Source organism: Chryseobacterium shigense (assembly GCF_900156575.1).
GTDB lineage: Bacteria > Bacteroidota > Bacteroidia > Flavobacteriales > Weeksellaceae > Chryseobacterium > Chryseobacterium shigense.
Genome location: NZ_FTNY01000003.1, coordinates 228,966 through 251,382 on the forward strand (window position 1 = coordinate 228,966; position 22,417 = coordinate 251,382).

General features: G+C 37.9%; 22 protein-coding genes and 1 pseudogene. 12 read left to right on the top strand and 11 right to left on the bottom strand.

The features are described 5' to 3' along the window. Positions 1-16: 16 nt before the first annotated feature. The 8 genes from BW964_RS10590 to rpsL form a co-directional block, all read right to left on the bottom strand. Positions 17-517, bottom strand: coding sequence for a low affinity iron permease family protein (locus tag BW964_RS10590; protein ID WP_076507893.1), 501 nt, complete (start codon positions 515-517; stop codon positions 17-19). 244 nt (positions 518-761) lie between these two features. After that, positions 762-1,955, bottom strand: a complete 1,194-nt coding sequence (locus BW964_RS10595) for a PepSY-associated TM helix domain-containing protein (RefSeq protein ID WP_076507048.1) — start codon at positions 1,953-1,955, stop codon at positions 762-764. Between the two features lie 96 nt (positions 1,956-2,051). After that, positions 2,052-2,669: a hypothetical protein gene (locus BW964_RS10600; protein WP_076507050.1), complete on the bottom strand. Its 618-nt coding sequence runs from the start codon at positions 2,667-2,669 to the stop codon at positions 2,052-2,054. A gap of 18 nt (positions 2,670-2,687) precedes the next feature. Continuing rightward, complete coding sequence (locus BW964_RS10605; protein WP_076507894.1) at positions 2,688-4,949, bottom strand: TonB-dependent siderophore receptor; 2,262 nt, start codon at positions 4,947-4,949, stop codon at positions 2,688-2,690. A gap of 329 nt (positions 4,950-5,278) precedes the next feature. After that, complete coding sequence (rpsJ, locus tag BW964_RS10610; RefSeq protein WP_002661363.1) at positions 5,279-5,584, bottom strand: 30S ribosomal protein S10; 306 nt, start codon at positions 5,582-5,584, stop codon at positions 5,279-5,281. 17 nt (positions 5,585-5,601) lie between these two features. Further along, positions 5,602-7,719 carry an elongation factor G gene (fusA, locus tag BW964_RS10615; protein WP_076507052.1) on the bottom strand — a complete coding sequence of 706 codons (2,118 nt, stop codon included), beginning with the start codon at positions 7,717-7,719 and terminating at the stop codon, positions 5,602-5,604. Positions 7,720-7,725: 6 nt separating this feature from the next. Continuing rightward, positions 7,726-8,202 carry a 30S ribosomal protein S7 gene (gene rpsG, locus BW964_RS10620; RefSeq protein ID WP_028122161.1) on the bottom strand — a complete coding sequence of 159 codons (477 nt, stop codon included), beginning with the start codon at positions 8,200-8,202 and terminating at the stop codon, positions 7,726-7,728. 23 nt (positions 8,203-8,225) lie between these two features. Continuing rightward, a complete protein-coding gene (rpsL, locus tag BW964_RS10625; RefSeq protein WP_027383325.1) occupies positions 8,226-8,639 on the bottom strand; it encodes a 30S ribosomal protein S12 in 414 nt (137 codons plus the stop codon). Positions 8,640-9,088: 449 nt separating this feature from the next. Between rpsL and BW964_RS10630 the strand changes: the two genes are divergently transcribed. From BW964_RS10630 to BW964_RS10670, 9 genes and pseudogenes are all read left to right on the top strand, one after another. Further along, positions 9,089-9,565: a Dps family protein gene (locus BW964_RS10630; RefSeq protein WP_073330098.1), complete on the top strand. Its 477-nt coding sequence runs from the start codon at positions 9,089-9,091 to the stop codon at positions 9,563-9,565. A gap of 93 nt (positions 9,566-9,658) precedes the next feature. Then, positions 9,659-10,837, top strand: a complete 1,179-nt coding sequence (gene pncB / locus BW964_RS10635; RefSeq protein ID WP_076507053.1) for a nicotinate phosphoribosyltransferase — start codon at positions 9,659-9,661, stop codon at positions 10,835-10,837. 58 nt (positions 10,838-10,895) lie between these two features. Next, on the top strand, positions 10,896-11,366 hold the full coding sequence (locus BW964_RS10640; RefSeq protein ID WP_076507055.1) for a YciI family protein: 471 nt from the start codon (positions 10,896-10,898) through the stop codon (positions 11,364-11,366). Between the two features lie 153 nt (positions 11,367-11,519). Continuing rightward, positions 11,520-11,922, top strand: a pseudogene (locus tag BW964_RS10645) (isochorismatase family protein). Positions 11,923-12,075: 153 nt separating this feature from the next. Continuing rightward, complete coding sequence (locus BW964_RS22350) at positions 12,076-12,312, top strand: hypothetical protein (RefSeq protein WP_123912004.1); 237 nt, start codon at positions 12,076-12,078, stop codon at positions 12,310-12,312. Between the two features lie 131 nt (positions 12,313-12,443). After that, the gene (locus BW964_RS10655; protein WP_076507059.1) at positions 12,444-13,199 is read left to right on the top strand and encodes a DUF5995 family protein; all 756 of its coding nucleotides are present in this window, start codon (positions 12,444-12,446) and stop codon (positions 13,197-13,199) included. Positions 13,200-13,296: 97 nt separating this feature from the next. Continuing rightward, positions 13,297-14,799, top strand: a complete 1,503-nt coding sequence (gene rmuC, locus BW964_RS10660) for a DNA recombination protein RmuC (protein WP_394333900.1) — start codon at positions 13,297-13,299, stop codon at positions 14,797-14,799. Between the two features lie 4 nt (positions 14,800-14,803). Then, positions 14,804-15,229, top strand: a complete 426-nt coding sequence (locus tag BW964_RS10665; protein ID WP_076507060.1) for a hypothetical protein — start codon at positions 14,804-14,806, stop codon at positions 15,227-15,229. Positions 15,230-15,320: 91 nt separating this feature from the next. Beyond that, on the top strand, positions 15,321-16,088 hold the full coding sequence (locus BW964_RS10670) for a TrmH family RNA methyltransferase (protein WP_076507062.1): 768 nt from the start codon (positions 15,321-15,323) through the stop codon (positions 16,086-16,088). Positions 16,089-16,201: 113 nt separating this feature from the next. Here BW964_RS10670 and BW964_RS10675 read toward each other — a convergent pair whose 3' ends face one another. Beyond that, the gene (locus BW964_RS10675) at positions 16,202-16,543 is read right to left on the bottom strand and encodes a hypothetical protein (protein ID WP_076507063.1); all 342 of its coding nucleotides are present in this window, start codon (positions 16,541-16,543) and stop codon (positions 16,202-16,204) included. 183 nt (positions 16,544-16,726) lie between these two features. Between BW964_RS10675 and BW964_RS10680 the strand changes: the two genes are divergently transcribed. Together BW964_RS10680 and BW964_RS10685 are read left to right on the top strand one after the other, a co-directional pair. Next, positions 16,727-17,908, top strand: a complete 1,182-nt coding sequence (locus BW964_RS10680) for a hypothetical protein (protein ID WP_076507065.1) — start codon at positions 16,727-16,729, stop codon at positions 17,906-17,908. Further along, positions 17,892-18,473: a hypothetical protein gene (locus BW964_RS10685; RefSeq protein ID WP_084175785.1), complete on the top strand. Its 582-nt coding sequence runs from the start codon at positions 17,892-17,894 to the stop codon at positions 18,471-18,473. The genes BW964_RS10680 and BW964_RS10685 overlap by 17 nt, the downstream gene beginning before the upstream one ends. Here the strand turns inward: BW964_RS10685 and BW964_RS10690 are convergent. Together BW964_RS10690 and trhO are read right to left on the bottom strand one after the other, a co-directional pair. After that, positions 18,422-18,997: a 5-formyltetrahydrofolate cyclo-ligase gene (locus tag BW964_RS10690; protein WP_076507897.1), complete on the bottom strand. Its 576-nt coding sequence runs from the start codon at positions 18,995-18,997 to the stop codon at positions 18,422-18,424. The two genes, BW964_RS10685 and BW964_RS10690, sit on opposite strands and share 52 nt — an antisense overlap. A 56-nt stretch (positions 18,998-19,053) precedes the next feature. Further along, on the bottom strand, positions 19,054-20,424 hold the full coding sequence (gene trhO / locus BW964_RS10695) for an oxygen-dependent tRNA uridine(34) hydroxylase TrhO (RefSeq protein WP_076507067.1): 1,371 nt from the start codon (positions 20,422-20,424) through the stop codon (positions 19,054-19,056). A gap of 410 nt (positions 20,425-20,834) precedes the next feature. Between trhO and BW964_RS10700 the strand changes: the two genes are divergently transcribed. Beyond that, positions 20,835-22,364: a trypsin-like peptidase domain-containing protein gene (locus BW964_RS10700; RefSeq protein WP_076507068.1), complete on the top strand. Its 1,530-nt coding sequence runs from the start codon at positions 20,835-20,837 to the stop codon at positions 22,362-22,364. The last annotated feature ends 53 nt before the right edge of the window (positions 22,365-22,417 follow it).

A 22,417-nucleotide genomic window follows, 5' to 3' on the forward strand; every position in this document is an offset into this window, starting at 1 on the left:
ATATAAAAAAAAGGAATCATTTCGATTCCTTTTTTTGTGCCTGTTTTTGCAGCCATTCTTCATGTTTATGTTTAAAGAAATCGTGTTTGTAGTTCTGATTTCTTTTCGCTGCATCTATGGAATGTGAGGTATGAATATCCTCATCTTCTTCTGCGAAATCAGAGAGTTTTTCATAATAGCAATGAAGCTGATCCAGTTCTTTTTCAGTAAGATCTTCAATATCCACAATTCTGTTGCTCGCTTTTTCATTAGCGGCCAGAAGCTCGTTGAGTTTGATTTGGATCGCCTTTGAATCTTTGTTCTGGGCTTTCTGAATTAAGAATACCATTAAAAAAGTGATGATGGTGGTTCCGGTGTTGATGACAAGCTGCCAGGTTTCAGAATACTTAAAAACAGGACCTGACGCTGCCCATATCACAACCACCAGTACTGCTCCGATAAATGCGTAAGAACTACCTGTAAATTTAGTGGCCCAGTCGGAAAATTTTTCAAAAAGGTTATTGTTTTTATGGCTCATGATGTCAATTCTTTTAATGATTAAATGTATTGAATTAACTTGATTCGGAAGTAAGAAAATCAGGGATATTTGCAGGACTTGCAGAGGAAAGTCTGAAGATGGAAATACTATTCCGCTTTGAGGATTCGGTTGTCTTTTGAAGGAACTGATCCAGGTCAAAGTTTCCAGTAAGCATCCATATCAAGATTTAACACCTTAACATAGATAACTGTAGTTTCTAACTTTAATCTCCAAAAGCAAACCCTTACTTCATCTTCCTCAACCTATGCCACCAAATCAGAAATCCCGTCACGGGTAAGGAGCACCCAATTAATGAAACAATGAAGTACAGAATAATGCTTGGCAAGCCCATGATCTCTCCTGTATGGAGTGGTTTTGCAAGTGCTGTGAACTGTTTATTCAATGGTTTGTCGGAGAAGAGTTCTCTGGTTTTAAAAACTCCGGTTTTATCGAAGGTCACTTCATCCGGGAGCATCATCCCGAGAAAATTTTGGGTATTGGTCTTGATGACTACGTATCTTGGATTTTCTTTGTTGGGAAGCTCAATACTGGTAACAGCATGGTAAGGAAGCTGCTTATCGGAAAGCTCCAGAATTTTATCAATAGATATTGCCTCTGTATTTTTAAGGTTCTTTTTTTCGTCCTGCTTCTGAAGCATATCTTCAAGGAGGCCTCCAAAAGGATCGTCGGCATTGTTCTCTTCGGCGATACGATCAATTGATGAGCCGCCTAAACTTACAATGAGACCGTTTTTCACCCACGGATAGGTCACGTACAACCCGGTAACAGCGATGAAGAAAAGGATCAAAAAGGTATAAAAGCCCAGTGTATTGTGCAGATCATAATTCACGCGCTGAAACTTTGCTTTGAACTTTACCGTTAATCCCTGCTTTAGAAATTTCAGTTTTTTAGGGAGCCATAAAACAAATCCTGAAATAATCAACACACAGAACATCAATACAGATGCTCCTACAATCTGGCGACCTGCATTTCCCATCATCAGATTCCTGTGAATATCGAGAACGACTTCAAAAAACTGATTGGCTCCTGTGTCTGCCTGGCCAAGAATCTGACCGGTATACTGATTATAATATGAACTTTTATCCAACTGATGCTCACGGTAGGAAACCACATAGCTTCTGCTTTCAGATTCAGGAATCAGCAGCGCAGTAAGCTCTTTTCCATTCTTCAACAATCCAGCCTGGATCTGGTCCGGAGTTTTGGCCATCTGTAAGCCGGAAGTGATATATACCTTGTCTTTGTTATAAAGGTCTATCATTTGGTTTTTGAAAGCATAGAGACATCCGGTAAGACACATCACGAACACAATGATACTTGATAGAAGTCCGAGCCAGAGGTGGATGATCCACATGAGATATTTAATGAGGGATTCATTTTTTCTACGCTTCCTGTAAAGGCTTTTAAATAATGATTTCATTAGGGCTTAATAGCAAAAACATTAAGACAGGAATAACTGCCTTAATGTTTTCTAATTAAAATTGATATGAATGTTTCTTTAAAGTTTAAAACCTGATTATTTTCTTCCTTTAAACTTGATATCTTTTACGATCTCTTCAAATTTCGTATAGTGTTCTGGCGTAAGTGCGGTCTTGATCGCTGCTTTCCTCTGAGCATCAAATTTCTCCCAGTATTCTTTGGCAAGATCATTATTTCCGTGGTATACATCGTGGGCATCGTTAAAGGCTTTTTCAAATGCATCGTTGGCTGCGTTCACTACTTTGAACTCCTCTTCCGAAAGCTGACCTTCAGTTTTGATTCTTTCCAGAAGGGCATTATCGTATCTCGGTCTTTTTCTTGAATTTTCATCCACGAAGGTATTGAACTTCTCCATCTGTGGTCCATCCAGAATTTTTGACATTTCAACAGACTGCTGTGCTCTCAGTTCTTCACTTTTAATTCCCAATGCCACACGGTCCATATTTCCACCTTGTGCTTTGGCAGCCTGGAAATTTTGTTCCTGAAGATCCTGGTATTTTTTAGTGATTTCATCAAAGCTTTTCGTCTGATCCGGAGTAAGCTGCACTTCAGTTTTGAACTGATTATAATCAATGCCTCTCTTTTTGTCTCCTGAACATGCCACGGATACTACACCAAGAGCAAGGGCTAAGAATATTGTTTTTACATTTTTCATAATGAATAATTTTGCTGATTAGAATTTATAGTTTACCTGTACGGCAAAGTTTCTTGGTTGAATCTGATCAATATAGCCTCCTCTGAAATAAGAGCTGTATCCTACTGAATCGAAGATGTTATTCATAAATACTCTTAGACCCATTCCGTTTTTAAGGGTGTATCCTACCTGAGCATCTACTGTGGTATATTCTGGCATATCAAAAGGTTTCTTACCTGCCTCCACACTATTCAGATGGCCTGCGGTAAAGGTCTTTTGAGTCCATTCATCCACTGGTCTTTTTCCTACATAATAGATTCCGGCTCCTACATCAAGACCTGTTAAAGCGCCTGTAATAAATTTGTAGTTCAACCATCCGTTTGCGGTATGTTTTGGAGCATTCATTGGAGCAGAACCGTTGATGTACGCAGGGCTGTCCTGATATTGTGCATCCAGATACGCCCATCCGGACATGATCTGAAGGTTTGGCAGAATTCTTCCGATAAGCTCTACTTCCATTCCTCTTCTTTTCAGGTTACCAGCAAGTCCGTAAAGAATATTGTTTTGATTATCTTTTATTGGCTGATAATTTTTATCCAGAATCTGGAATGACAGGTTATCTGTATTAATATCAAATAAGGTAACATTGAATCTAAGACGCTCATTAAACCAGTCCGATTTAATCCCTGCTTCCCACTGTTTGGTATGCGATGCTCCAACCAGTCCTCCTGCCTGAAGAATATTGTTCGAAGATCTTAAAGAGGTCGTCGTAGTATACGATCCGAAAACATTAACATTCTGAAATGGTGAAACAATCAATCCAAAGGAAGGATTCCAGGTATCTACGGTTGCATTGGCAGATCCGTTCAGTCTGCTGTATCTTAATCCCAAATGGGCTTTCACATATTTTCCGATAGACATTACATCCTGTGCCATAGCACCGATGCTTGGAGTAAGGATTGGATTCGAACGTCCCAGGTTTTTATAAACTACGTTGGTAGGAATCTGGTTAGGTATTGTTCCGTTCACCACATCAAAAATATCCAGAGGATTAGCGCCATAATTTATACCTCCGATTTTGGTCGGGCGGGCAGTAATTAAGTTTTCAGGTGCAATGGAATTTTTGTATGCTTCATAAGTCACAGTAGAGGTTTTTGTTTCTCTCCAGTCAAATCCAACCTGGAAAGTATGACTGATAAAACCTGTTTTGATCTGTTCCCCAATAAAGTCTAACTGTAAAACTTTGTTGATATCTTCTCCCTGAGACTTCCCTATCGTATGTTGTCTTATATTATAATTCGTTTCTCCGGTAGGTAATGATATAGACGATGCTTCGCTGTCTGAACTGCTGTTTGAATTAATAAAAGCGGCTCTTACCTTCAATTGATCATTAAGCTTACGCACTACCGTAGTGGCAAAGTTAAATGTTTCTGTTTTTGAATAATCAGAAGTATATCCTAAAAATTTACCTTTGGGCATATGGTACAATGCTTCTACATCACCAGGTGCGGTATTAATGGTTCCTCTGTCCGGGGTACGGTTATCATGAAGGTAATCCATCTCTACATTGATGTCCGTTTTATCATCCGGACGATAGGTTATGGAAGGATTAACATAAATTCTCTCTCCTTCTACATGGCTTCTGAATGAATTGTTTTTCTGATAAGCCCCATTGAATCTTACGGCTACTTTTCCCTGAGAATCCAAGACTCTCTGAAAGTCTACCGTAGGTCTGTAAAAGTCCCAGCTTCCGTAACGGAATCCTACATTGGTCTGGTCAATAAACTGTGGTCTTTTGGTCACTACATTAATAACTCCCCCGGCAGAACCTAAACCGTTTCCGATTCCCTGGCTCACCGCCGCAGATCCTTTAATAACCTGGATGCTTTCTACTCCCTGCATATCTGTAATCATTCCTGCAGTACGGAAGTCCGAATCCATCTGAACTCCGTTTTTCAGTACCGGTACTCCACGGTACCCTCTGATAGACATACTTTCGCTTCCTCCCCCATAGCTGGAAAACAGGGTAACACCCGGTACGTTTTTGGCTACATCAGTAACGGTAAGACCTCCCAGCTCTTCAATCGCTTTATGGGAAATCACGGAAATACTCTGGATCTGGTCTCTGGTTTTTAAAGGAAGTCTGGTAATGGCTTCTAAGCCTACCGGCTGTTTCTTTTTTTCACCAAATAATTCTACTTCATCAATTTCTTTTGATTTTTTAATAGAATCATTCACTTGCTGTGCGCTTACAAAAACCCCACCTAATACAAGCAGAGAAAAGGATACTACTTTATTCATCTGATACTTTTTTGCAAAATTATTATTTTTAATGATTCTAAATAAATAAAAGCAGCTGACATATCTCACGTCAATTTGATTAATCATTATCAGATTACAAATGGCTCTACAGATGCTATAAGGATCCATTAACGATACCGGAGCATCATTAGAGGTCCGGTTCTAAATTGGAATTATGGGTAGAAATAACGAAATGAAAAAAAAGTCAATCCTTATTTATTTTTGAAAGAAAAAATAGTCTTTTTCTTCATTTTTACTTGAAGGAACTACAAAAAAAATCCGCCCCTAAAAAGGGACGGATTCTATTATCATTGCAAAGTATGCATTTATCACACTTTAATTTCAACGTCTACACCGCTTGGTAACTCTAATTTCATTAGAGCATCAACCGTTTTAGAAGAAGAAGAGTAGATATCCATTAGTCTCTTGTGAGCTGATAACTGGAACTGCTCTCTTGCTTTCTTGTTTACGTGCGGAGATCTCAATACTGTGAAGATTCTCTTATTGGTAGGCAATGGAATTGGTCCGTTTACAACAGCACCAGTAGCCTTTACCGTTTTTACGATTTTCTCAGCAGACTTGTCTACCAAGTTGTAATCGTAAGATTTTAGTTTTATTCTGATTCTTTGTGACATTTTTCTAATTTAAAAAATTAACCTTTTGCTTTAGCTATGATTTCTTCAGCAACGTTTTGTGGAGTAGCCTGATACTTCTCTAATTCCATAGAAGAAGTAGCTCTTCCTGATGAAAGTGTTCTTAGAGTCGTAACATATCCAAACATCTCAGAAAGTGGAACAGAACCTTTGATTACAACAGCTCCATTTTTCTCTTCCTGACCACTGATTGTCCCTCTTCTCTTGTTAAGGTCACCAATGATGTTACCCATATATTCTTCCGGAGTTACAACTTCCAGTTTCATAATAGGCTCCATAATTACTGGCTTAGCAGCACGTCCCGCTTCTTTAAATCCTAATTTAGCAGCCATTTCAAAGGAAAGAGCATCAGAATCCACCGCGTGGAAAGATCCGTCTTTAAGAACAACTTTAATCCCTTCAACTTCGAAACCAGCCAAAGGACCGTTCTTCATTGCAGCTTTAAAGCCTTTTTCAATAGCAGGAACAAATTCTCTAGGAACGTTACCACCTTTGATCTCATTGATGAATTCTAAACCAATTTTACCTTCGTCAGCAGGTCCTAATTCAAATACGATATCAGCAAATTTACCCTTACCACCAGATTGTTTTTTGTAAACTTCTCTGTGTTGAGCAACTCTTGTAAGATTTTCTTTGTATTCTACCTGAGGTTGACCCTGGTTAACTTCAACTTTGAATTCTCTTCTCATACGATCTACAAGAATATCAAGGTGAAGTTCACCCATTCCTGAGATAATCGTTTGACCAGAAGCTTCGTCAGTTTTAACCTGGAATGTAGGATCTTCTTCAGCTAATTTAGCTAGAGCGTTACCCATTTTATCCTGGTCAGCCTTAGTTTTAGGCTCAACAGCGATACCAATTACCGGATCAGGGAAAACCATCGATTCAAGAACGATCGGGTGTTTCTCATCACACATAGTATCACCAGTTTTGATAGATTTAAAACCTACCGCTGCACCAATATCTCCTGCTTCAATATATTCTACAGGATTTTGCTTGTTAGCGTGCATCTGATAGATTCTAGAGATTCTTTCTTTATCTCCTGAACGGGTGTTCAAGATATAAGAACCTGCATCCAGTCTTCCAGAGTATGCTCTGAAGAATGCTAATCTTCCCACGAATGGGTCAGTAGCAATCTTAAATGCTAGAGCTGCGAACGGCTCATTTACGTCTGGTTTTCTTGTAATATCAAGATCTGTTCTAGGATCAGTACCTTTGATATCGTCTTTATCCAATGGAGAAGGCAGGTATTTACATACTGCATCCAACATAAACTGTACTCCTTTATTCTTAAATGAAGAACCACAAGTCATTGGGATAATAGAAAGATCAATAGTTGCTTTTCTTAGAGCTTCGTTGATTTCGTCTTCAGAGATTGAATCCGGATCTTCGAAGAATTTCTCCATCAAAGTATCATCGTAGTCAGCCACAGCTTCTACCAGTTTCTCTCTGTATTCAAGAACTTCAGCCTTCATGTCTTCAGGAATTGGCACTACTTCGAAAGTAGCTCCTTGTCCTGCTTCATCCCAGATGATCGCTCTGTTTTTAATTAAGTCTACAACACCTTTGAAATCTTCTTCAGCACCGATTGGTAAAACGATTGGAACTGCATTTGATCCTAACATTGTCTTAACCTGGTTTACCACGTTAAGGAAGTCAGCACCTTGTCTGTCCATTTTGTTTACGAATCCCATTCTTGCAACTTTATAGTTGTCAGCAAGTCTCCAGTTTGTTTCAGACTGAGGCTCTACTCCATCTACTGCAGAGAATAAGAATACCAAACCATCTAATACTCTTAAAGATCTGTTTACTTCTACTGTAAAGTCAACGTGTCCCGGTGTATCAATGATGTTGAAGTGGTAAGGCTTACTTTCAGGTAAAATTTTACCTTGATCTGTTGGGAAATTCCAAGAACAAGTTGTAGCAGCAGAAGTAATGGTAATACCTCTTTCTGCTTCCTGCTCCATCCAGTCCATTGTAGAAGCACCATCGTGAACTTCTCCAATTTTGTGGTTTACCCCAGTATAGAATAAGATTCTTTCTGTAGTGGTAGTTTTCCCCGCATCAATGTGGGCAGCGATACCAATATTTCTTGTAAATTTAAGATCTCTACTCATTTCTAATTAGAATTTAAAGTGTGAGAAAGCTTTGTTAGCTTCCGCCATTTTGTGAGTATCAGATTTCTTTTTGTAAGCAGCACCTTCTTCTCTAGAAGCAGCTACTACTTCGTTAGCCAATTTCAAAGCCATTGACTTATCATTTCTCTTTTTAGAGTAAAGAATTAACCATTTCATTGCCATAGAAATTTTTCTGTCAGCTCTGATTGGCATAGGAATCTGGAAGTTAGCTCCACCTACTCTTCTAGAACGTACTTCTACGTGAGGCATAACGTTAGTTAATGCATCTTTCCAGATTTCAAGGGCTGTTTTCTCAGTTTCTCCTTTTTTAGCTTCTACAAGGTCTAATGCATCGTAGAATATTTTGAATGCGATAGACTTCTTACCGTCTAGCATTAAATTGTTTACAAATCTTGTTACCAATTGATCATTAAATTTCGGATCTGGTAACAACGGTCTTTTTTTCGCTTTTGTCTTTCTCATTGTTTCTGTACCTTATTTAATGATTATTTTTTCTTTCCTTTAGCTGGTGCAGCTGCTGCCTGACCTGGTTTTGGTCTCTTAGCTCCGTACTTAGATCTTCTCTGCGTTCTTCCACTAACACCTGCAGTGTCTAATGCTCCTCTTACGATATGATAACGTACTCCCGGTAGGTCTTTCACCCTTCCGCCGCGTACCAATACTATCGAGTGCTCTTGAAGATTATGTCCTTCGCCCGGGATGTAGGCGTTGACTTCCTTCCCGTTAGAAAGTCTTACCCTTGCAACTTTTCTAAGTGCAGAGTTAGGTTTCTTAGGAGTGGTAGTATATACTCTCGTACATACACCTCGTCTTTGTGGACAAGAATCAAGGGCAGCCGATTTACTCTTCTTGGTGAGTGCGACTCTTCCTTTTCTTACTAATTGTTGAATAGTAGGCATTTAATTGCTTTTTATTTTAGGGTGCAAAAATAGGAATATTTTTCCAATCTACAAAAACTTATATAAAAATTAAAATCAAACACTTACATAAAAAAGAAGTTGCCTCTGATGAGATAATTTACAGACCCCTGATGTGCATTGAGAAAAAGCAAAAAAAAGAAAAGTATTTTTCCTGAGAGACTCTCTGTTAAATAATTGTAAAATTTTTATTCTATAATTTTAACTATCCTATTTTTGAATCGGTATACTAATTCCTATATAATAAGGTATCGTGAAATGATCATTTTATACAAAACTTACATACGAATAATGATTACTAATGAATTCCAGCCACCCCTAATTATACTTCCAAACTATTTTAAAAAACTTTCTGATAGTTATCTTCTATCAGCCTTGAAAGCTTTTCGGCACAATATTTTCTAAATTTGTTAGTATAAAAAAATAAACATATGAAAAATGCAAGCATTATCGGCCTGAAAGAAGCCGACTGTAAAAACATTTCAGAAAAACTTAACGTCCTTTTAGCCAACTATTCAGTATTCTATCAGAACACAAGAGGTTCTCACTGGAATATTAAAGGGGAACAGTTTTTTACCCTTCACCCGAAATTCGAAGAATTATATAACAGCCTGGTCCTGAAGATTGATGAAATTGCAGAAAGAATTTTGACCCTAGGCGCAACTCCTGCCCACAATTACTCAGACTATTTAAAAGTATCAACGATTAAGGAAAGTAAAGAAGTTACTGATGCCAATAAGAGCGTAGAACTTATTCTGAACTCTTTCAAAGTGGTAATCGACTTACAAAGAGAACTTCTGGACATCACGGATGCAGCAGGAGATGAAGGAACGAATTCCCAGATGAGCGACTACATCACAGAACAGGAAAAAGAAGTATGGATGTACAATTCTTATTTAGGGAAGTAACCTACAGAAATCCACTGATAAATAAAAAAATCGCCTTACATTTAGGCGGTTTTTATTTTAAATACCTATATTTGCGTTAAAATTACACATATTATGTACGACGTTCGATTAAACTCTATCCTGGATAACGATTTCTATAAAATAACCATGCAGAATGCGGTGGTGAAATTATTTCCAGGTTCTATTGTAAAATATGAATTCATCAACAGAGGAAAACACCAGTTTCCTGAAGGCTTTGATGCTGCTTTAAAAGAAGCCGTCAACAAAATGGCCGAGCTGAAACTTACCAAGGATGAAAAAAAATTCATGGCAAGAACCTGTCCTTATATCGACCTGCCCTATCTTGACTTTCTGGAAGGCTATCATTATGATCCTTCCGAGGTAAAAATTCATCAGGAAGGCAGCGAGCTATCTGTAACGGTGGAAGGACTCTGGTACAGAACAATCCTTTGGGAAGTTCCATTATTAGCTTTAATCAGTGAGCTTCATTACGAAATGAACCATATGGAAAGGGATTCTAATGATATCGTCATGAGCAGAACTCTTGAAAAAGCAGATTCGCTGGCAAAACTTGGTGTAAATTTCGCGGAATTCGGGACCAGAAGAAGACATTCGTATAAGGTACAGAATCTGGTGATGGAAGCTTTAACGCAAAACAAACCTTCCACTTTCATCGGAAGCTCCAACGTTCATTTTGCGATGAAATACGGCGTAAAGCCAATAGGTACGCACGCTCACGAATGGTTTATGTTCCATGCAGCAGAATATGGATTCAAAATGGCGAACGAACTTGCTCTGGAACACTGGGTAGATGTGTACAGAGGTGATCTTGGAGTTGCCCTTTCCGATACGTATACTACGGATGTTTTCTTTCAGCAGTTTGACAAGAAGTTTGCAAAACTGTTTGACGGCGTTCGTCATGACAGCGGTGATCCTCTGGAATTTGCAGACAAAACAATCGCGCATTACCAAAACAACGGAATCAATCCTTTATTTAAATACATTATTTTCTCCGATGCTCTGAATCTGGAAAAAGTGGAAGAAATTACCAATTATTGCCGTGGAAAGATTGGCGTATCTTTCGGAATCGGGACCAATCTTACCAATGACGTAGGCTTAAAACCTATGAATATAGTCATGAAATTAATTGGCGTCCAGGCCCAGAATAAAGAATGGATCCCAACCGTAAAACTTTCCGACGAACATGGAAAATACACGGGTGATCCAAAAATGATTGAACTGGCGAAAGAATTTCTGAGAATAAAAGATTAAATTAGATTTTAGACATCAGATAACAGATTTTAGATGGTAAACTTGTAAAACCCATACCATGAAATTAAAAATTTATTTATCGCTTAGCGTTTTGATTGCCACCTTGTCTTTTGCTCAGGAAAAGAAAAAAGAAAAGGCAAAATTCAATCAGGAATTGGCAACTTCTCTTGGTGCCGACCCATATGGTATGAAAGCCTACACCATCGTAATGCTGACCACCGGTGCCACAAAAATTGAAGATAAAGCCAAAATGGGAGACCTGATGAAAGGTCACATGACCAATATCGGGAAGCTGGCTGACGAAGGAAAAATCGTAGTTGCCGGACCGTTTTTGGAGAAAAACAAAGAAAACTACCGCGGTATGTTCATCTTCAATACAAAATCTAAAGAGGAAGCTGAGCAATGGGTAAAAAGAGACCCTGCAGTACAAGCCGGGGTTTTCAGTTATGAAATTTTTCCGTGGTACGGATCTGCAGCTTTGCCTTTATACCTGAAACATCATGACGAAATTTCTAAAGGAAATCCATAAAATATATTGTTGGAAAAATATCCCCGAAACATTGAACGCCTCTCTCCAAACGACGCCGAATAACAAAAGAATGGTTTCCCTCTCTACTTTATGTATTTAGGAAGCTAATGCAATTTATTCTACCATATAAAGAAAGTACTTAAATCAATGGATATAAAACTTCGAGATCAAAAGCCAGCCCTACTTTTAATTGACATTCAAAAGGGATTTCTTGACGAAGTATATTGGGGAGGAAACAGAAATAATAAGACCGCAGAAAAAATCAGCGGAAAACTATTAGAAAAGTGGAGATCGCTAAAACTGCCTCTATTCCATATCAGACACAGTTCGTTAAATCCGAATAACCACCAATCATTGTGTTTCCACAACCACCAGAATGGCTGGAAATTTCGGATACGAGACCTATGTAATTTCAGATGCCACGGCAACCTTCGACAGAATTGGAATACATGGAGAAAAATATGATTCGGAATTAATACACCTGACGAGTCTTGCCAATTTAAATGATGAATTTGCAACTGTATGGACCTCGGAAAAACTATTGAATGAATTGTAAGAAACAGACAGTATTCCAATATTCATCTTTCACAAAAAAATTGAATAAAACCTAAATAAATCACTATAACGTTACATAGTGATTTATTTTTTACTATCTTAGGCATTCATTTTCAGAATTATACAAATTAAAACCAACAAAAAAATTAATTCCATGAAAAAAACGAACCTATCAAAACTTTCAAGAACAGAACTGAAAGAAGTATTCGGCGGGTATTTATATCCGGCACCATGTCCGGGAGGATGCCCTGGCGAAGCCATGATCAGATGTCCTGACGGCTCCACCACGATGACTAATTTTATATGCATGGGGAACAGATGCGAACCGGCTGCCATGTGCAAACCATTGATACTTGAACCTTTTCCAGATCCGATTATCATCACTCCATAATCTGATCCATAAAAATAAAGTGAGCTTTCCGGCTCACTTTTTTGTTATTAAAAAGGTCACCCTACTCGTTTTCAAAGCTGTACATCAATGATCTTCGGTTTTTTATTATCTTTAAATAAACAAAACCCGCCATGAAAACTATTGAAGAAGTTCTGCAAAAACTGGATACAATCATCATCTGGTGCAAAGAAAACCAAAGTCCGGCCGGATATTTTGCCTGCACGTACCGGATTATGACAGCCCAGGTATTAAAAGGAATTCAACAGAAGAAATTTGAAGACAACCCAAGAATGACTTCCCTGGATATTGCTTTTGCCCAAAGATATCTGGAAGCATGGGAAAATTACAGCAAAGGAAAAAAATGCACCCAATCGTGGTACACCGCCTTTGAAGCTTCGAAAAATAAAAACCTTTTGATCTTACAACACATTTTTCTGGGAATGAATGCCCACATTAATCTGGATCTCGGGATTTCTGCAGCCACAGTGATGCCCTATTGTAAAATAAATCCGCTCAAAAAAGATTTTGAAACCATCAATACAGTCATCGCCTCCATCAACCAACAGGTTCAGGACGCTCTGAATAAAATATGCTATCCCGTGGATCTCGTCGACAAAATTTCCAACGGAAAAGATAACGCCGTTCTGGATTTTGCGATTTCCAAAGCAAGGGAAACCTCCTGGGCAACAGCCGTCATTGTTACCAACACGCCCAGCTTCTTAAGAGAATCGGTCATCAACATTGTAGATTATGCTGCCGCAAAAGTCGCCTCACAGATTTTAAATCCCAAAATACTGACCCCTGCACTAACCAAAGAACTGAAAAAATGCGAAAGCACAGATATAGTAAAGAATATTGAAATTTTATCTTTAACCAAGACTGTTTAAATTCTATCTTTTATCGGAGAACTTCCAGCCTTCCTTTCCCAGCTTCCGGCGCATTATTTTAAACATCAATTAATTTTTCTTTTTGTAATTTTGAAACATGGAGATGACCTATTTAATTATTGGATGTATTGCCGGCGGAGTTCTGGGAGCCGTGATTTTGTATTTTGCCTTAAAATCATCTATGGTTTCAAGAAGTTCTTATGATGAACTGAATAATCTGCATATCAAAAATCATTCGGATCTGGAAAATATGCATTTGAAAATACAGGAACTGAATGAAAATATCTACAGAGAAAAAGAACAAAACCAATTGCAAACAGACCTTCTAAACGATCTGAAAAATGAATATGCCAAGATCTCTGCTGAATACACTTCAATAAACTCCCAGTTTTTGGAACAAAAACAGCTTAATGCAAAACAAACGTCTCAAATAGAGAATCTGATATCGGAGAAGCAGCATATTTTCGCGAAAAACTCTGAACTTTCTGCCAAAAATGAAAGCCTGCAGCATTCCCTTGACACCCAAAAAGAGGAAATTACGAAAATTCAGGATGAATCAAAGCTGCAGTTCGAAAATCTGGCCAATAAAATTTTAGATGAAAAAACAGAGAAATTCACGACCTTAAACCAAAGTAATTTAAAAAATATCCTTGAGCCATTCCAGGAAAAGATCACTGATCTGAAAAACAGAGTGAATGAGGCTTACGAAAAGGAAAACAAAGAACGCTTTTCTCTCGCGGAAAAGGTAAAAGAACTGGCAGAACTGAATCAGCAAATCTCTGAAGATGCCAAAAAACTGACCCGGGCTTTAAAAGGAGAAAGCAAAACTCAAGGAAACTGGGGAGAAATGATCCTTGAAAGTATCCTTGAAAAATCCGGACTTGTAAAAGGACGAGAATATTTCCTGGAACATGAACTTCGTGATGAAGATAATAAAGCTTTATTTTCTGAATTTTCCGGCAAGAAAATGCGTCCTGATGCCGTTATAAAATATCCGGACGAAAGAAATGTGATCATTGATTCCAAAGTATCATTAACCGCGTTTACGGAACTGGTAGACGAGACCGATCAGGATATTTACGCGGTAAAACTGAGCCAGCATTTAGGTTCCATCAAAAATCACATTCTGCAATTGAGTCAGAAAGCGTACGATGATTATGGGAAATCTCTGGATTTTGTCATGATGTTTATCCCAAGTGAACCGGCTTATATCGCTGCCATGCAGGCTGACCCGAATCTTTGGAATTTTGCTTATGAAAGAAGAATCCTGCTTCTGAATCCGAGCAACCTGATCACTTCCCTGAAGCTCATCGCAGATCTCTGGAAACGTGAATACCAGAACAGAAATTCTATGGAGATCGCTGAGCGTGGAGCAAAACTGTACGATAAGTTTGTAGGTTTTGTAGACAATCTGGAAAAGGTCGGGAAAAACCTGGATCAGGCTAAAAATGTTTACAACGATGCTTACAAACAGTTGTATACCGGAAATGACAATCTGGTGATCCAGACTCAGAAACTGAAATCTCTCGGCATTAAAAACAAAAAAGACCTGCCTCAAAGTCTTATTGACAATGGCAACTTTATAGAAACAGACCAATAATCCTATGAAAAAAAGTTACATTATTTTAATCATCAGTATCGTCATTTTCATGATTTCTCTGATTTTGCCAGCAGTTTTCACCAAAAAAGGCAGTGAAGTGTATGGTCTTACCCTTTTCCTGTTTGGATGGACAGATCTCACGGGAGACGGAACTTCATGGCTGGCCAATCCGATATTGCTTTTTTCGTGGATCTTCCTGTTGGTTAAACAACCAAAAATTGCCGCTTTTTTAGGTTTCCTTTCTATAGCCGTAGCTCTTTACTATGTAACAGAAACAGAAATAATCGTTGATGAAGCAGGCCACAAATACCCTATTACGGGTTATGGTTTAGGATATTATGTCTGGATTGCAAGCTGTGTCACCATGTTTATCGGAAGTTTACTTCTGTTAAGATCTAAGCCAGAGACTCAACCTATTTCTAAAGATTAATTCAGAAGAAAATACGGTTTACCGTCGTTAGAAAATCCCTTTTCTCTAAAACGAAACAAGCCTAATCACAAATTTTGCATAATTTTGCAGGATGTTGATAGAAAGCTTCCAAAACGAAAAAGTAAAAAACGTCACCAAACTATTGGCTGACAACAGGTTCCGTAAAAAATCAAAAGTTTTTGTTGTTGAAGGGCAGCAGGAGAACGAAAGAGCTTTACAGTATGACTTTGAACCTGTAGAGTTTTTTTTGTGTGAAAACATCTTTAAGGGAAAGCTTCCTGAAGGCAGAATCCATTATGTAAGCGAAAAAGTATACGAAAAAATAGCCTACAGAGGAAGTTCTGAAGGGATTATCGGAATCTATCAAACCAAAGAAAATGTTCTTTCATCATTTATTCCTAAAGAAAACGCTACCGTTATTATTGTGGAAGGGGTCGAAAAACCCGGTAATTTAGGGGCAATTCTCAGAAGTTGTGAAGCTTTTGGAATAGATGCTCTGATTGTCGCGGATGGAAAAGCAGACTTTTATAACCCGAATGTCATCCGTTCAAGTGTAGGATGTCTCTTTGGAATGGAGGTTTTTGATGCTGGTAATGATGAAACATTTGAATTTCTTCAGAAAAATAAGTTCAATATCTACACTACTCTTATGGATGAGACCGCTGAAGATCTTTATAAAAGAGATTTCAGAGCGCGCTCGGCAGTATTGTTCGGAACTGAACATTCAGGATTAAGTGATTTCTGGACAGGCAAGGGAAAAAACACTTTGATTCCTATGGCCGGAAGTATTGATTCTTTAAATTTGAGTAATGCTGTGGCCATTACCTGCTATGAATCTTTAAAGCAAAAGAAAGGGTAAGGTTTTTAAAAAATTACAGGATTAATAGTAAGCCTGATTCTCTAAAATATAAAGCATAAAAAAACCGTCTCACCAAGTGAAACGGTTCTTTTATTGTTAAGCTATTGCCAGAATTATTTCTTAGCAGCGTCTTTAACTTCTTTAGCAGCATCTTTAGCAGCACCTTTAGCAGCATCAGCAGCACCTTTAGCAGCGTCAGCAGCAGCTTCAGTTGTAGCTTTAGCAGCGTCAGCACCAGCAGCAGTTGTAGCAGCAGCAGCATCTTTAGTAGCGTCAACAGCAACGTTAGCAGCTGAATCAATTACTTTAGCAGCAGAATCAGAAACTACAGCAGCAGAATCAGCTACGTTAGCAGCAGCAGAATCAGTTGCTCCTTCAGTAGAAGTAGCTTCAGTTTTTTTACAAGCAACTAGAGAGATTGCAGCGATAGCAGCTACGAATAATGACTTTTTCATAATAAATTAAATTTAATTTTGTTAATATTGTTTTATATAAATTTTCTTCTGTTCTGTTATTTGAACAAGACAAAGGTAGACCAGATAGAAAAGTTGTTTATGAAAAATAATTGTAATACATTTGTAAAATAGTTTTACAAAAAAACAGTACTGATAATCAACAATTTAATTATTTTATAAAAATTGACAGATTTAGATCTATTACATTTTGAGCAGCTAAAAAAGGATGTTCAGACCGAATTTTTAAAAGAATCGAGCTCTTCCCATGATGATATTTCAAAATGGAAGGGTATAGATATCATATATTTTCAGGAAGACCTTCGCAAAAAGGCAAAAGGCAACATCAGTGAAAAGTCATTTTACACCTATTTCAAAACTTCGCCGGTCACCAAATTACCCCGGATTGATATGCTCAATTTATTGAGTATTTATGCAGGCTACGATTCATGGTATGACTTTAAGAAACAGCATCTTTTTGCGGGAGAATTGTTGCAGGAAAATGAAGATCTTGAGGAAGAAGAAATTAACGAATTGGAAAAAACGGTGTCTGCGGCTCTGGATTTACCAAAAACTGAAATTCCAGCGAAAAATATCGAATATTCTCCCACTGAAAATATAGATTTACAAAAATCAAATACTGATAATCAAGCCATTACACAAAAAACGATTATCCCTGCAAATACCGAAATACAAGCATCAGCACCAAGGAAAAATTTCTTTAAAAAGAATGCCTGGGCTATTATTACCTCTATATTAATTACCATTACCGGAATTCTTGGATTTAAGGATGAAATTTTTTCAAAAACCTACAAATATTGTTTTACGGACAAAGACCGTGGCGTTGCTGCTATCAATACCCTTGAGATAAGAGTGATCAAAGAAAACGAATCGCCGCTTTTGTTTAAAATAAAACCGGGAGAATGTTTTTACTATTCTACCAAGGATAAAAATCTTAAAATGCAGATCAGTGCTCCTTTCTATGAGTATCTGGAGGTCAACAGAAATCTGGAAAATGCTCCGGATGAGGAAATGATAGAACTGAAGCCTGATGATTATAAGATGGCCGCTTATTATTTCTCCATTAAAGATGTCAAAGGCGGTAATCCTGAAGAGCAGGTAGCGCTCATCAAGCAGAAAAGAAACCAACTGGAAAACCTGATCAGCAACAATGCCGTTATTTATCAGGTATATGACAACAAAACATATGGTATAGAAAGACTGGATAAGCAAAAATATATCACCCTGGTAACGACCCCTACCACTTCTCTTAAGAATCTTAATGTAATAGAGATGAAAAAGGATATCAAAGGAAAAATCGTATCGATCAAATTTAAAATTGCCACTACAGATGAAGAGAATAAATAAATTTTTAATGTTCACCGTTGTTTTTTTAGCATTGGTTTCCTGCAATAACAAAAAGACTGAAGTAAGCGATCTGGATAAACTAAGAAACAGTACCAATATAAAAAGCTACCCTGCCGTACAGATGGACAGCATGCAGGCCATTAATTCCATTACCAAACAGAAAGTACAGGAACTTCTTGATCTTTCTACCCTTTACTTATCCGGCAACAGAAATACAGAGATCGACACGGTGATTTTTTCACAAATGGAAAGCTATTTCCATAAGCCGGACTCCATGACGTTTAGAAAACTGTTCAGAGAACTGGACAGCCTGAAAGTAAAATCCGTTAAAGTCAATAGCCTGAACGTGTACAAAGAGTTTTATAAAAAGGATACTTTGGATTACGCCAAATTCAATCTGGAATATTTCGATGCTAAAAATAAGTCTCTGGGAACATTTGAGAAAAATGCTCAGTACATTTTACTTTCAACTCCCATGATCAAAAAAGAATTTAAATTTTATTTCCTGGATTTCTATTCGAGTCCATTAAAGAAAGACAGCACTTCAGCAGGAGTCACCAGATAGTCCAGAGGAATATCATTTTCCCAGACATCATCAATCTGCTCATCCGGACTGAAATAGTTAATCCCGATTTTTTTTGATGTGGGTGAAATGCTTTGGAAAAATGTATCATAAAATCCTTTTCCGTAGCCTACTCTATTGCCTTTATGGTCACCATACAGTAAAGGGGTAATTACATAGTCAAAATGATGCTCTCCGGAGTCTTCATTGGAAACAGGTTCTTCAATTCCCCAATTGCTGGTTTCAAATAGTGTATCCTCATTGATCTCGACGGATATCAAACCTTCAGCGATCACTTTGGGCACAAAAACGCGGATATTATTCTCTAAAAAAGCGTGAATGAAGATTTTTGTATCGATCTCATTGAACTTTCTGATCGGGATGAAAATATGCACCTTCTGCCCTGCAACAGGTTTAAAATAATCTAAAAACGTTTCAAGTATTCTCTCTGATAACAAGAAAGCCTCATCAATTGACAAGGCTTTTCTCTGTTGCATATATTTTTTTCTAAGCTCTGCTTTTATCATGATTCGATCATTTTTATCAGACAAGCTTGTCATTTTTCACAATAGTAATTTTTACATTATGCGTTTTCAGAAGGTGGCAAAATTTTATATAATTTGTCGGATAAACGAACTCTGAACGGAAGTTCAAAAGTAATCTGATCTCCGGTTTTTGCTGTTTCACAAGGCCCTCCATTTACATGAATCTCAGTAATGGTTACTTCTTGCTCACCGGTTGTCGGACCTGAAATTAATACCTTATCTCCTACTGAAAGTTCTTTATTTTCAATCAAAAACTGTGCAATCTTTGATTTTGTATAATAATGTTCTGCCTTACCAAGCAGTACTTTTTTTACGGATATTTTTTTGCGGATATTTTTGGTTTGAGCTTTTGCTAAAGGTTGAACGGAAGAGTCACCCGAAGTTTTAAATTTCAAAGCATCAGACTTTCCTTTTCTAAATACTTTATTTCCTACCTTCAGTCCTTCTCTTAATTTCACCTGTTCAGCTAAAGGTAAATGAGTAATATCCAGACATTCTGTAGAACAGCAATTTTCCATCACCGCTTTACACTCGTCACACTGAATAAATAACAAATGACAGGCATCATTAGAACAGTTGGTATGGTTATCGCAGGGTTTCCCGCACTGATGGCATTTCGAAATAATATCGTCTGTAATTCGTTCTCCCAAACGATGATCGAATACGAAGTTCTTACCGATAAATTTGCTTTTTATCCCTTCTTCTTTGATCTGACGGGTATATTCAATGATCCCGCCTTCCAATTGAAATACATTTTTAAAACCCTGATGTTTGAAATAGGCACTCGCTTTTTCACAACGAATTCCACCGGTACAATACATCAAAAGGTTTTTATCTTCTTTAAAATCCTGTAATTGGTCGTTGATAATCGGTAAACTTTCTCTGAAGTTTTCTACATCCGGAGTAATTGCTCCTTCGAAATGCCCTACTTCACTTTCGTAGTGGTTTCTAAAATCAACGACAATGGTATTGGGATCTTCCAGTAAATCATTAAATTCCTGTGCTTTCAGGTGAACTCCTTTATTGGTAACATCAAAGGTATCATCATTCAAACCGTCGGCAACAATTTTAGGTCTTACTTTAATCGTTAATTTCAGGAAGGAATGGTTGTCTTGCTCAACCGCTACATTTAAACGAATTCCTTTCATAAATTCATACCCTTCAAGGGTATCGCGAAATGCTTCAAACTGATCTGCAGGAATACTCATCTGAGCATTGATTCCTTCATGAGCAACATAAATACGACCCAATGCATCCAGTGCATTCCAGGCTATAAATAATTCGTCGCGAAATTTTTTGGGATCTTCAATTTTGGCATACGCATAGAAAGACAATGTAAGACGTTGCTTACCAGCTTCATCAATAAGTTGAGCTCTTTCTTCTGCGCTTAAGGTGTTATACAGTTGCATGCTATAAACGTTTTAAGTGAGAAAAATATTTCTGCAAATATAGTAATTTTTCAATTGAGTTCCTTTTTGGGAACATCATGTCATATACAAATGACCAATGAATACTACATCATCAGTGTATTATTGCGTGAACAATTGGCAGATAGAAGACATTTCAATTAATTGTCGTACCTTAATCTTGACATTTTTTTCTTTTTCCGGCTTACAAAATGTCACATTTTTCCTTTAATATTTTTTTAAGTTGTGTTAATACACCATTGAAGATTACGACATAATGCATAAAATGACATAATAGCCGTTAAATTTTAGTTAAAATTGAAACATAGCATGCTAATTGCTTACTTATTTAGCATTAAATTTGTTTACGATAAAACAAAAAAAATCAATAAATAAAAAAAGAAAGATATACAATGAAGAGTACTTTAAAAAAACTATTACCATTTGCGGTAGTCGGAGTGATCTCCGGAGCTACTACCGTTGGCACCTTACAATATTTCGGTCATCACTCTAATAATGGCGACCAGTCGTACTTTACATCAGCAGCTCCCAATGCATCATTTGTAGGAATGAATACCGGAACTGTAGGCGACGATTTTGTAAAGGCGTCAAAAACTACCGTTCCTGCGGTGGTAACCATTAAAAATTACCAAAGCAGATCGACGAGCAGAGCTTCAGAACAGGATCTGTTTGATTTCTTCTTCGGAGATCCTTTCGGCGGAAGAGGAGGACAGCAGAGACAGAAGCAGCAGGCTCCGGACAATATGCCATCGGGAATGGGATCGGGAGTGATCATTTCGCCGGACGGATATATCATCTCTAACAACCACGTTGTAGCAGGGGCTAATAAACTGGAAGTCGTATTAAGCAACAAAAAATCTTATATAGCCACTCTTGTAGGAACCGATCCAAACACGGATATCTCTTTATTGAAGATTGAAGAAAAAGGTCTTCCCTATTTAAATTTTGCCAATTCTGATAATATTGAAGTTGGACAGTGGGTACTTGCGGTAGGTAACCCGCTTGGATTAAACTCTACGGTAACAGCAGGTATTGTTTCTGCCAAAGGCAGAGGAATCGGTATTCTTGGAGGACAGGGCAAAGCGACAAACCCTATTGAAAGCTTTATCCAGACCGATGCCGCCATCAACCCGGGTAACTCAGGAGGAGCATTGGTTAATGTCAACGGTGATCTTATTGGAATCAACTCTGCGATCCAGTCTACTACAGGTTATTATCAGGGATATGGATTTGCAGTTCCGGCTAACCTGGCAAGAAAGATTGTGGAGGATATCAAGAAATTCGGAATTGTACAACGAGGATTCTTAGGGGTATCATCATTAGACCTTTCCAATGACCAGCAGGTAGCGGCATACAACAAGCAGTTCAAAACCAATATTAAATCCGGTGCTGGAGTTTATGTAACAGGATTTGGAGATAGCAGCGGCGCAGAAGATGCAGGTCTGAAAAAAGGTGATATCATTACGAAGATCGACAGCTATGACATTACCGACTTTGCCGATCTTTCTATGTCTATCGGCAGCAAACGTCCTGGTGATAAAGTTCAGGTAACTTATGCCAGAAACGGGAAAGAAAGTACTACTACAGTAACGCTGAAAGACCAGAAAGGAGGTACAACGACCAGAACAAAGGCTGACCTAAGCGTCACTGAAAAAATTGGAGCAGACTTTGATCCGCTTACTGAAAAATTCAAAACAGAATATGGATTAAACAGTGGGGTGGTTGCTAAAAATGTAAGTGAAGGAAGCGAGATGGCTAAGATCGGAATTGTAGATAATTATATCATTATTGAGATCAACGGGAAGCCTGTGAATTCACAGAAAGATGTAGAAAAGGTCCTTGAGAAATACCAGGGTAATGTACAGGTGAAATTTGTAGATGACTACGGTAGAATCTATACCAAAGGATTCAAAATGCCTTAATAAACAAAGACAATCGTCTTTTCATATCAATAAAAAACGCTGCAAATTTGCAG

Bases quoted from the DNA above. Each gene is read 5' to 3' on its own strand.
- BW964_RS10590 (WP_076507893.1), bottom strand. From the start codon at position 517: ATGAGCCATAAAAACAATAACCTTTTTGAAAAATTTTCCGACTGGGCC.
- BW964_RS10595 (WP_076507048.1), bottom strand. From the start codon at position 1,955: ATGAAATCATTATTTAAAAGCCTTTACAGGAAGCGTAGAAAAAATGAA.
- BW964_RS10600 (WP_076507050.1), bottom strand. From the start codon at position 2,669: ATGAAAAATGTAAAAACAATATTCTTAGCCCTTGCTCTTGGTGTAGTA.
- BW964_RS10605 (WP_076507894.1), bottom strand. From the start codon at position 4,949: ATGAATAAAGTAGTATCCTTTTCTCTGCTTGTATTAGGTGGGGTTTTT.
- rpsJ (WP_002661363.1), bottom strand. From the start codon at position 5,584: ATGTCACAAAGAATCAGAATAAAACTAAAATCTTACGATTACAACTTG.
- fusA (WP_076507052.1), bottom strand. From the start codon at position 7,719: ATGAGTAGAGATCTTAAATTTACAAGAAATATTGGTATCGCTGCCCAC.
- rpsG (WP_028122161.1), bottom strand. From the start codon at position 8,202: ATGAGAAAGACAAAAGCGAAAAAAAGACCGTTGTTACCAGATCCGAAA.
- rpsL (WP_027383325.1), bottom strand. From the start codon at position 8,639: ATGCCTACTATTCAACAATTAGTAAGAAAAGGAAGAGTCGCACTCACC.
- BW964_RS10630 (WP_073330098.1), top strand. From the start codon at position 9,089: ATGAAAAATGCAAGCATTATCGGCCTGAAAGAAGCCGACTGTAAAAAC.
- pncB (WP_076507053.1), top strand. From the start codon at position 9,659: ATGTACGACGTTCGATTAAACTCTATCCTGGATAACGATTTCTATAAA.
- BW964_RS10640 (WP_076507055.1), top strand. From the start codon at position 10,896: ATGAAATTAAAAATTTATTTATCGCTTAGCGTTTTGATTGCCACCTTG.
- BW964_RS22350 (WP_123912004.1), top strand. From the start codon at position 12,076: ATGAAAAAAACGAACCTATCAAAACTTTCAAGAACAGAACTGAAAGAA.
- BW964_RS10655 (WP_076507059.1), top strand. From the start codon at position 12,444: ATGAAAACTATTGAAGAAGTTCTGCAAAAACTGGATACAATCATCATC.
- rmuC (WP_394333900.1), top strand. From the start codon at position 13,297: ATGGAGATGACCTATTTAATTATTGGATGTATTGCCGGCGGAGTTCTG.
- BW964_RS10665 (WP_076507060.1), top strand. From the start codon at position 14,804: ATGAAAAAAAGTTACATTATTTTAATCATCAGTATCGTCATTTTCATG.
- BW964_RS10670 (WP_076507062.1), top strand. From the start codon at position 15,321: ATGTTGATAGAAAGCTTCCAAAACGAAAAAGTAAAAAACGTCACCAAA.
- BW964_RS10675 (WP_076507063.1), bottom strand. From the start codon at position 16,543: ATGAAAAAGTCATTATTCGTAGCTGCTATCGCTGCAATCTCTCTAGTT.
- BW964_RS10685 (WP_084175785.1), top strand. From the start codon at position 17,892: ATGAAGAGAATAAATAAATTTTTAATGTTCACCGTTGTTTTTTTAGCA.
- BW964_RS10690 (WP_076507897.1), bottom strand. From the start codon at position 18,997: ATGATAAAAGCAGAGCTTAGAAAAAAATATATGCAACAGAGAAAAGCC.
- trhO (WP_076507067.1), bottom strand. From the start codon at position 20,424: ATGCAACTGTATAACACCTTAAGCGCAGAAGAAAGAGCTCAACTTATT.
- BW964_RS10700 (WP_076507068.1), top strand. From the start codon at position 20,835: ATGAAGAGTACTTTAAAAAAACTATTACCATTTGCGGTAGTCGGAGTG.